The 1,365-nt window shown below is 43.5% G+C and carries 2 protein-coding genes; both read left to right on the top strand.

What is annotated here, in order from left to right; translation table 11 throughout:
* Positions 1 to 491: helix-turn-helix domain-containing protein (locus tag N7387_RS21185; protein ID WP_279800942.1), on the top strand; the 491-nt coding region annotated here is incomplete at its 5' end.
* Between the two features lie 5 nt (positions 492 to 496).
* Positions 497 to 1,333: an IS3 family transposase gene (locus N7387_RS21180; protein ID WP_279800941.1), complete on the top strand. Its 837-nt coding sequence runs from the start codon at positions 497 to 499 to the stop codon at positions 1,331 to 1,333.
* Positions 1,334 to 1,365: the final 32 nt, after the last annotated feature.

Below are 1,365 nucleotides of genomic sequence, written 5' to 3'. Positions count from 1 at the left end.
GTACTTTAAAAATTATTATCGCTAAGCGATTCTTGTCAGGGGAATCATCCCCGGCACTTTCAACAGAATATTCGATAACATCCAGCCAAATCCGGTACTGGGCTCTGGTGACTGCCATTCATGGTGATAATGCCTTTCAGCCAACACCACAGTTACGTTGTGCAGACGCCAGATTTCAGGCGCTGAAACTTATGTGGACAAACGATTGGTCTCTCCGTCACACTAGTGCTGAACTTAACCTGAGCTCTCCCGGGATCTTGTTTGTCTGGCTTAACCGGTATAATGAACATGGATTCAAAGGGCTTGAATGCAGACCCCGAGGAATACCGTCAATGAAACCGCCCCGTACAACATCTGTTCGTTCCGACGATGAAAAGACACTTGAAGAACTCAAAGAAGAAGTTGCGTATTTACGTGCGGAAAACGCCGTTCTAAAAAAGTTGGAAGAGCTGAAACAACTAAAACGACAACAGGCAAAGAAAAAACGTTAGTTGTTTTGGCTCTGAAAAATCAACATCCTCTGAAGCACTTACTTTATGCAGTGAAACTGGCAAAAAGTGTGTTTTATTATCATGTCAGTGCACTGAAGAAACCCGTTGCTTACGGGGAGGAACTCGCGCGGATTGAGACTATTTATCATGAACATAAAGGTCGCTATGGTTACAGACGCATCCACTTAACGCTGAAAAATGAAGGTATTATGCTAAATCATAAAACAGTTCAGCGACTGATGGGGCAGCTTGGCCTGAAATCGACAGTCAGACCGAAAAAGTATCGTTCGTATCGTGGTGAAACAGGTAAAACAGTATCAAATCACCTCAAAAGAGATTTTACGGCGTCAAAGCCGGATGAAAAGTGGGTAACGGATGTCACTGAATTTAAGGTGAACGGGCAGAGAGTCTATCTGTCGCCAATTATTGATTTGTTTAATCAGGAAGTTGTCGCCTACAGATTAGCGAAAAATGCACGCCTGACTCTGGTTACAGGGATGCTGGAAAGTGGATTATCCCAGTTAACGCAAACACAGAAACCGCTGTTACACAGTGACCAGGGCTGGCAGTACCGGAGCCATCAGTACCAAAAACAGCTTGCTGACAACGGGATTCGGCAGAGCATGTCCAGGAAAGGGAACTGCCTGGATAACGCGGTTGCAGAGAATTTTTTCGGTCTGTTAAAATCAGAAATGTATCATGGTCATCATTTTCAGGATGCCGATGAACTGATTGAAAAGATTGATGAATATATAGAGTATTACAATACCAGACGGATTAAAGTCAAATTAAAAGGCCTGACTCCGGTTCAATATCGAAATCAGGCCTTACAAGCTGCTTAACTAAAAGTGTCCAACTTTATGGGGTCACTTCA

It is taken from the genome of Morganella sp. GD04133 (genome assembly GCF_029835375.1).
Classification (GTDB): Bacteria; Pseudomonadota; Gammaproteobacteria; order Enterobacterales; family Enterobacteriaceae; genus Morganella; species Morganella morganii_B.
Note: the sequence above shows the minus strand (reverse complement) of the source record. Positions and strands in the feature narration are given on the sequence as shown.